Below are 9183 nucleotides of genomic sequence, written 5' to 3'. Positions count from 1 at the left end.
TTAATGTTTGCTTGATTAATTCATTATTAACATTGTCATCGAAAAGTTTTGTATCAAAATATTCAATGTTAAAAACATTAAGATTTTGCTTATAAGGTTTATTCTTTTCTAGTCATTTAAATGATTCGTCATTTGTGCCTTTACCATTATTTATTCTATAAAGTCTTTCATAAGTTACATCATATGCTATGTTATTTTCATTATTAGTAACTAATGTAAAAGTTCTATTTCCGCCATCTTCTCTATTTAATTCCATAACGGCGTGGCCGGTTGTACCAGAACCGGCGAAAAAGTCTAAAATACGGGCGTTTTTGTTAGGGTGTAAATTAATTAATCATTGTATTAATTCAACTGGTTTTGGATTGGTAAAAATTAATGTATTCATAATTGATAATAACTTTGGTTTTTCACTTCCTCCATCAATATTGATGTAATTCTTAAATTTTGCTTCTCTAGTTCCGTCTTCCGAATATCTTTTCTTTTGGTAAAAATAATTATCGGATGAATCATAAATTAATTCATTTTTGTATTCTTTTAAAAACTTATTAGAGCTTCATCTTCAAACTCTTTGTTTTCCGTATTTTTCATTGATTTTTGGCAATATTCTTAAAAAGCCTTTAGTTAAAAGATCTTGACGCTGTGATTTACCTATAATATAATTACCGTTCATAACTTCTTTTTCATCATGAGTAATTGCTTCTTTTGTGTGTGGATTAAAATAAATTGAATAGCCTAAATTAGGTCGATTATTTATATCGAAGTCTGCAGTTCCATTATGAAGGGGATAACCCTTTGAATACAAACCTATATTATCTTTAAAAATAGATTTTGTATTAGGTTCTAATTTATCGTTGGTAAGATTTAAATTATTTACATTTTTTGAATACATGACAATATTTTCGTATGTGTTTTTAATAAATTTATCTAATTGTCTGCCTTTTACATTGTTGTGTCAAACAATATTAGTAATAAAATTCTCTTCACCAAATATTTCGTCCATTAAAACTTTTAAATAAGCTTGTTCTGTATCATCAATTGATACGAAAATAACCCCATCTTCTTTCAATAGGTTCTTTGCCATTCTTAAACGTTCGCTCATCATATTTAGTCAACCAGTACGACTAAATTTATCACGATAAATAAATTTTGAAGCTGCTACATCATCTTTTTCGCCATTTTTTAAACTATTTCCATCGCTCAAAGATGATTCGGTATTATAAGGAGGGTCGATGTAAATTACATCGTAAAATGCATTTGTGTCGCTAGCGACTCTCTCTCTCTCTCTCTCTCTCTCTCTCTATCACTAATAGATTCTTTAAAGCATCATAGTTTTCACCAATAATTAGAGTATTTTCAAATTCTTGGTGATTTAACATATCATTAATAAATGATTTTTCATTATCTTTTTTAAGTAAAGCTAAAGCTGTGTTTTTGCAAGCTGGTGCTTCATCGAAAACAAAACCAATTTTTACTCTTTTAATTAAAAATTGATATACATCTTGTAAATCTTTTTCATCTGTTCTTTTTAAGATATTAATTATTAGATCTTTTTGGTCTTGATTAATATCGTGTTTTGATATTTCATTTATTTTATTAATATAATCATTTAAGATTAATTCTTTGTTCATATTTTCTCCTTATTAATACATCAGCTATTTTTTAGCTAATTAAAATTATATTAAAATGAGTGCGCTTTGGGAATATATTTTAATTAGCGACGATAAATGCAAGGTGAAATAAATGACTATATAAAATAATTTAAAGATACAAAATGCTAAATATTTATTTACAAACCATTTTAGTAGCATTAGATATAAAAAAATGTGAGTTAAAAGAATTTTAAAATTTTGTATATGTTTAATTTTGAATTAATTCATACAAAACAACGTAAACAATGAATTAAGAGGCACAAACAAAAATCAAAATCTGAATTACTAAAAAACTTTTTAATAAAATTCTTAAAATTACTTTCTATTAGATATAAATAACTGATTAATAAAATTAAAAAATACTTTTTAATATAAAAAAACGCAAGACCACAAAAAAGAGGTCTTGTTTTTTTCTTGATTAAATATTTTGAAAATAAAAAAGAAAATCGGAAGAAACACCATCCGACAGAACTAATACCTGTTTGATTAGATAAATCTATTATCTGATTTTCTAATGTTTTAAGTTGAATTTTTGTGGTATCGCCTTTGGCATTTACTTTTGTCATTGTATTTTTAAAGTCTATACTCATTTTGCTGATGCACCACCAACAGCTAAAACTCCTGCAGATAAATCTAACATCTTTTTACCAGCCGACTCGATGACTTTTCCAACAGTCTTAAGTTTAGCTCCGGTATCAGATGTTTTAGTTAATGAACTACTTGCAACACTTGCTTCTTTTTCAAGCTCTTTTAGTTTGTTCTCAGTTTCTACTATCTCTCTTTGAAGAGCATCATATTTATCTTCACCTAGCTCTCCTTTTTCAAGTTGTATTTTTGCTTGTTTATCTGCTTCTTTTAAGGCTTCTAGTTTTTCCTTAGTTCCTTTTAGTTCATTTTGGAGTAGTTTTTGCTTTTGTGCCAAAAGTTCACTATTTCTAGGATCGAGCTTAAGCAGACGATTAAAATCACGAAGAGAAGCCTGCGTTTGTCTTATTGAAGAGTTAACGCCTTTTAAGGCTTTATCAAGACCTGTTGTATCTCCACCAATCTCAACGGTAATACCTTTTATTCTGTTTGCCACTTGTCCACCTCCTTCCTAAAATAGGCATGAAAAAAGCACCTACTATTAAGTAAGCGCAAAAAAATATTTAATATTCAGCTAGTTAGACTGTCATTTATTTAAAATCATCGAGTAAATATGCATTTTTATTAAATCTAACGATGCTATTTCTATAAATCCAGTGCTGTTTCATCCAAGAGAAAATCCTCTACTCCAATATATAAAATTCCATCGTTATCAAATCTAGGCACTATTTTGTTTCTAACTATAACAACTTTCTTAAATGAATCTCCTGTTCTTCTTAAGGATTCCGTTTCTTGTATTTGTTTTTCTCTTGTATCAACATTAAGCGCCGATTGAATATAATATCTATTACTTCCTCTATTGATTATAAAGTCTACTTCTAAATTTTTTCTAATCGTTTTTCTATTTTCATCTTTATAGTTATATTCCACAACACCAACATCTACATTTAACCCCCTCATGCGAAGTTCATTATATATTATATTCTCCATAATATGTGACTGCTCATTCTGTCTGAAATTTAACCTTGCATTTCTAAGTCCAATATCTGAAAAATAGTATTTATACGGGGCTGATATATATTTTCTCCCTTTTACATCATATCTTCTGACTTTTTCAATTAAAAAGGCATCTATAAAGTAGTCCAAGTAATTGCTTACCGTAAACTGGGATATCTTTATATTCTTCTCTGACATGAAAGTATTAGCCAGTTTAGTTGGATTGGATAAAGAACCAATAGATGAAGATATAATATCCAACAAATCATCCATTATAGATGCATCTTTAAGAACTTTATTGCGCTCCATTACATCTTTAATATAAGTACTTGTAAAAACATTCTTCAAATACTCGCTCTTTTTTTCATGACTTTTAAGTTGCACAGACATTGGCATTCCACCGTACAGGCAGAATTCATCAAAAGCCTTTCCCTTGTCTCCTTCATAACATGAATAAAATTCTGCAAACGAAAATGGATATACTCTTATTTCATCGCCACGATCTCTAAACTGCGTTAGCACATCTGATGAAAGCATCTTTGAATTACTGCCTGTAATATATACATCTACATTCGGAATTTTCATAAGTCCAAGTACCAAATCAACAAAGTTTACCTTTGAGTCAGTACCTTCTAAATATGGATTATAAATTTCTTCTACAAATTGGATTTCATCGATAAAAATATAATGTTTAAGTCCATCATCTTGAATTTTATCTCTTAAATAATCATCTAATTCTATTGGATTTCTATACTTGATATTTTTTAGACTATCAAGTGCAATCATTATAATTTGATCTTCACGCACTCCACTGGAAAGTAAGTACTTCCTATATAGCTCAAATAAAAGATAAGACTTTCCACATCTTCTAATACCTGTAATAATTTTTACTCTTCCATTATCTTTTTTATCGATAAGTTGATTTAAATATCTTGGTCTTTGTACTTCCACTCTACACTCTCCTTTAATAATATATTGTAAATACGCATTTTTATTAAATCTATTTACAATATTATAGCATTCTCAATCAAAATTTTCGATGATTACTTTTAAAATAAATGCGTATTTACTACTTTTATTAAAATGCATGCTAAAACTTATCAAATTCAGCTTGAACCTGCAACTTTGCTTTATTTTACTCCATCATTGCTTTTTCTGTCCATATATCTAGCACCATTCCTATCGTTACCAAATTCAATTCCTTTATTGATATCCCTAGTTCTACACACCTAAGTAGGAATAAGAGTGGTCTGAGTTTGTCTTATTGAAGAGTTAACGCTTTTTAAGGCTTTATAAAGACCAGTAGTATCCCCACCAATTTCAACCGTAATGCCTTTATTCTTTTAGCTATAAGCTCTCCTTTCTTTGGATTTTGGCATAAAAAAACACCTACCATTAAGTAAGAGCCAAAAAAATATTTAATATTCAGCTAGTTAGACTGTTATTTTTTTAAAAAGAAGTGAAAGTCTCCTCTTCTATATCTGCCTTTACAATCATAGAAAACTTGTCTAATTTGATCTTCATATCGTATATGTTTTATTTCCTTATTGGTTTTGGTTTTTTTAACGATAATAATATGTTGATTTTTTAATTCACCAAATATCAATAATCTGCTTAATATTCACTCTAAAACCATATCTCTTGTTTGATTTTTTTTGCTTCTATATCTATTTTTTTAGGTGTCCCTGAACCTTTACTTTTTTAGGTGATTTACCCGTGTTATATTCTATGCTCATACCTGAATTATGTTGCTTAAACTTATTTCTAATATTTCTAACAGTAGATACTGAAAAAATTTTCTTTTACTGTTCTTAAATATTGCTTATAAAATACAAAAATTTCTTTTAATTTTAGTTTGTGAGTGTTTTCCCATAAATGGCTATTTTCTTTCCTGTAAAATGGATACAAAAAACACCAAAAATCTTTAAATTCGAGTCTATTTTTTTTATCCTAGTTTATTCCTTTACTTTTGAATTTTATTAATTTAATAATCATTGAATTTTGGCTATTTATTGGATTAAAAAATAACGAATTACTCTGTTAATAGAGTATATTCGTTATTTTGCATCTTTTTTATTTTTATCTTTTATCATAAATTTATAGTATGCTTTTTCAATCTCATCATCAGAAAAACCAAAATTCATTTTAAGCTGTTTAATATAATTCATCATCATAAATTGAAACTGAATTTCATCTGATTCGAAATCTTCATCTGTATATGAAAGAGAATAACCAATACAACAAAACACTATATCCATAATTAACAATTTTCTTGGCAATATTTTAGGTATTCTTTTTAATTTCTCCAATGTTTCTTGTGTTGTTGTAACAATTCTTTTTCTTCTGGTTATTTTTACATTCATTTTAAGAAAATCAATATTATATTCTTCATCGTTAAAATTAATTAGTTCTTTATATTCAAAATATAATAGTCTTTTGTTTTTTAATTTTGTTCAATATAAGATATTAAAAATAAATAAGGGAATGATTATTATAAATCCTATAAAACTAAATATATTTACCAAATCTAAAAAAATGTCAAATTTTTTTAATCAATTGTAAATATCTGATTTCCAAATTTTAAAATCCGAATAGAAACTGAACTTTTGTATTGTATAGGTTAAACTTATTATAAATAGTATAAGCATCCAGACGAATCAAATTGTTGAAAAAGATAGATAAAATTTCATTCTATTTTTTTGCGATTTTAAATAAGTGCTTTTATGCAGCGTATTGAGAATTATTGAATTAAACATCAGAACAATAATGGGTACGACTATATATATAATAAACATTGATATGTATAATGATGTGTATAAAATTTCATACATTTTCCCCCCTTATGTGCTTTCTTTTTTTGCAAATCAATTATATTAAAAAACAAAAGTATTTCAAGTTATCTAGCCACCCAGCTATTGTTAGTTAACTCTGATACGCGGTTTAAATGAATTTAAATATGCAAACTTTTTTATTTAAAATGTTTTTATCTATTGATTAGATAATAATACACATGTGGTTTTTTCATTGTTTGTAGGGTTCGTTTTTATATTAAAAAGTTCAAGCTACACACAACCAAATTTATCTTTTTGTGTACGCTTGAACTTTGAATTGAGGACCTTAGGCACATCTAAGATATTTAATATATTTTTTTTGAAAGATCATCAATAGCAGAATCTAGATTTTCATAAAGACCTTCTTGAATTAACTGGTTAACAACAACCGAACAAATAAACTCAATATTTTTTTCGGGCGCATTTATTCCGTAGAAATAAAAACAATCAGCTTTAGCCAAATAATGATTCAATACATTGAAGGAGATATTTTTCTTGATACTCATCGAATGATAAAAATTAAAATCTTTTTTTCATTCGACATTCAAAACTTTCTGATTCGCTTCCTCATATTGTTTTGTTATTGGGTCTAATCATCTAATTTGGAAATCTGAATTATCGAAATTTAAATCCTTTTCAATTGATATATTTTTAATACTATTTCAATCAATTTTGTGATTAATTTTCATTTGTGAAATTAAAATTCCCATTGTTACTAAACCAATAATTGAAGTTGCGGCCGTAAATATTATTGCAGCTATAACGCTCATTTTATTTTTGATTCAAAATTCTTCAGATTCTAGAAATAACGAACCGATTAAATAAAGTATTGATGTGGCCGCCAGACCAACAACACCAACTATCGCATAATGAATTAAATTTTTGATTTTAGATTTTCTTAATGAGTGAGTAATTAGTTCGTTTTTCTTGAAAAAAGAAAATTTTTTCAAGAAAAAACGCCATAAAATTAACTGGTAGATTATCGGTCAAATGACTAATGCAATTAAAAAAAGGTTCAAATATGATGAAACTTCGAATGAGAAAAAATTAATTGGCATGTTGTCTCCTTATAAATATTCTTTGTTAAATATTTTTAATGCAATATTTTTGGGAACAACTTTTTCCAGTTCCTCAATAGGCGCGTTATAAATATTGTTATATGTCTTAAAATATTTTAACAATTTATTTTCATAATTTGGGCCTAAACCTTTAATTCTCTGTAATTTACCTTCTAAAGATGAAATTTTTGCTCTTTTTCTGTGATGGGATTTAGCGAATCTATCAACTTCGACTTGAATTTCCGTTAAGAAATTTTTCAAATCTAGTGGTTGGATTGATCTTATTTGTTCCTGTAAATCAATTAATTTTGATGTTCTGTGATAATCGTTTTTGACTAATCCAATCGCGTTAATATCTAGATTCATATCAAATAGAATTTTTTTCGCTTCGTGAATTTGAGCTAATCCGCCATCAACAATTATTAAATCAGGCAATACATTATTCTTTAAGTCTTGAAAATATTTATGGACACTTAATTTCATGTATTCTACATCCGCTTGACGACTCGAAATTTCCGTGTGGTTGAATTTTCGATAGTAGAATTTATTTTTAAGTCCATTTGTGTAAACAACAGCAACTCCAACAGGATTAGTATTGGCGAAGTTTGAATTATCGAATGCAACAATGTTGTGCGGAATTTGGCCATCTGTATATTTAGATAGTAATTTAAGCATGTTAAATGCTTTTTTCTCGGCGTTAATAAAATATTTGTTTTGATTAGCACAAAATTCGTCTAAGTTTAACTGAGCTATATTCAGTATTTTTTTATAGTTGCCAATTTTTGGATATGTAAAATTCAACGAACACTCATTCTCTAGATTAAACAGCTCCAATTCGGGATTGACCACAATAGATTCTGGAACATGTTTATTCAAATAATATTTTCTGAAAAAAATTGACAATGTTTCGAATTCATCAATATACATATCTATAACAATATTGTCTTTTCCAATTAAGTTTCCATGTCTATAAAATAATATTGTTGCGTATAGTGTGTCTTGAATTATTTTGTAACAGAAGACATCTATGTTTTGAAAATTTTTTAATTCAATAATTTGATCCTGCCCGATTTTATCTAAATATTGTAAAGAGTTTTTAATATCTAATGCTATTTCAAATTGAAGATTGGCGCTTGCGGCAAACATTTTTTCTTTTAACTGCGCAATATATTTCTGTTGAAAAGTAATGATTGATTTAATATGATTGAATTTTTGTTTTCAGAATTCAATATCTTTAGTTTGAATTCGTAAACCGTTTTCAAAAAAAGCTTCTCTTTGAAGTAATTTAAGGATTACGCCCGCACCATATCCCTGCGGAAATGGACCGAAATAAATAAGGTTAGAATTTTCTTTCTTTTTAATCTTGCGGACTATAGATATATCCAAGTCATGAGGTTTCAATTCAATTTTTATATAAGGATATCTTTTATCATCGAGTAGAAGGATATTATATTCAGGATTATATTTTTCTATATACTGTTTTTCAAGTAATAAAGCTTCCTTATCATTTCGACAAATAAATAAATCAAAATCACTAATGCGTTCAACTAAAGCATTAGTTTTGTATGAATTAATTGCACCTTCAAAGTACTGATGCATTCTTCTATTCAAATTTTTCGCCTTGCCTACATAAATAATTTGATTATCCTTGTCTTTTCATAAATAAATTCCAGCTGCTTTAGGCACATTTGATAAACGATTTTTTAAATATTCAGTCATTAGTCTAAGTTTTCTTCTATAAAATCAATCATTATTTCTCTCGGATAATATCCACTACCCGACCTTTTGACTTTATTATTAAATATTATTAAGAATGTTGGGGCCTGCAACACACGGAATGGGCTATTTATTTCAGTCAATAATTTTGATTCATCGATATCTACATGTAAAAATTGCACTGATTTTTCGTTTTGAAAATGCTTTCTAACTATTTTATATTCTTCGGACATAACCATACAATTTCAATCCTGATGGCGAGTAAAAATAACAAAGAAAGTCTCATTAGTGTTTTCTTTGTTTGTTATTAGTTTTAATGCATCTTCTCATGGTGTTATTTTCATGTTA

The 9183-nt window shown here is 27.5% G+C and carries 8 protein-coding genes; all 8 read right to left on the bottom strand.

Annotation, left to right across the window (positions count from 1 at the left end):
- A partial coding sequence (locus NW238_RS02340) for a site-specific DNA-methyltransferase (RefSeq protein ID WP_258451756.1) occupies positions 1-1201 on the bottom strand: 1201 nt, incomplete at its 3' end.
- Between the two features lie 61 nt (positions 1202-1262).
- Positions 1263-1628 (bottom strand): type III restriction endonuclease subunit M, encoded by a 366-nt coding sequence (locus tag NW238_RS02335; protein ID WP_258451755.1) that lies wholly within the window; start codon positions 1626-1628, stop codon positions 1263-1265.
- A gap of 601 nt (positions 1629-2229) precedes the next feature.
- Positions 2230-2730: a hypothetical protein gene (locus NW238_RS02330; RefSeq protein ID WP_216505393.1), complete on the bottom strand. Its 501-nt coding sequence runs from the start codon at positions 2728-2730 to the stop codon at positions 2230-2232.
- Between the two features lie 149 nt (positions 2731-2879).
- Positions 2880-4181: an ATP-binding protein gene (locus NW238_RS02325; RefSeq protein WP_258451754.1), complete on the bottom strand. Its 1302-nt coding sequence runs from the start codon at positions 4179-4181 to the stop codon at positions 2880-2882.
- A gap of 1106 nt (positions 4182-5287) precedes the next feature.
- Complete coding sequence (locus NW238_RS02320; RefSeq protein ID WP_171111929.1) at positions 5288-5593, bottom strand: hypothetical protein; 306 nt, start codon at positions 5591-5593, stop codon at positions 5288-5290.
- 773 nt (positions 5594-6366) lie between these two features.
- Complete coding sequence (locus NW238_RS02315) at positions 6367-7119, bottom strand: hypothetical protein (protein WP_258451753.1); 753 nt, start codon at positions 7117-7119, stop codon at positions 6367-6369.
- Positions 7120-7128: 9 nt separating this feature from the next.
- Positions 7129-8838, bottom strand: coding sequence for a GIY-YIG nuclease family protein (locus NW238_RS02310; RefSeq protein ID WP_258451752.1), 1710 nt, complete (start codon positions 8836-8838; stop codon positions 7129-7131).
- On the bottom strand, positions 8838-9179 hold the full coding sequence (locus NW238_RS02305; RefSeq protein WP_258451751.1) for a YbbN family protein: 342 nt from the start codon (positions 9177-9179) through the stop codon (positions 8838-8840). The genes NW238_RS02310 and NW238_RS02305 overlap by 1 nt, the downstream gene beginning before the upstream one ends.
- Positions 9180-9183 lie beyond the last annotated feature (4 nt).

Source organism: Mycoplasma zalophidermidis (assembly GCF_024742155.1).
Taxonomy (GTDB): Bacteria; Bacillota_I; Bacilli_A; order Mycoplasmatales; family Metamycoplasmataceae; genus Mycoplasmopsis; species Mycoplasmopsis zalophidermidis.
This window is presented reverse-complemented; position numbering and strand designations above follow the sequence as displayed.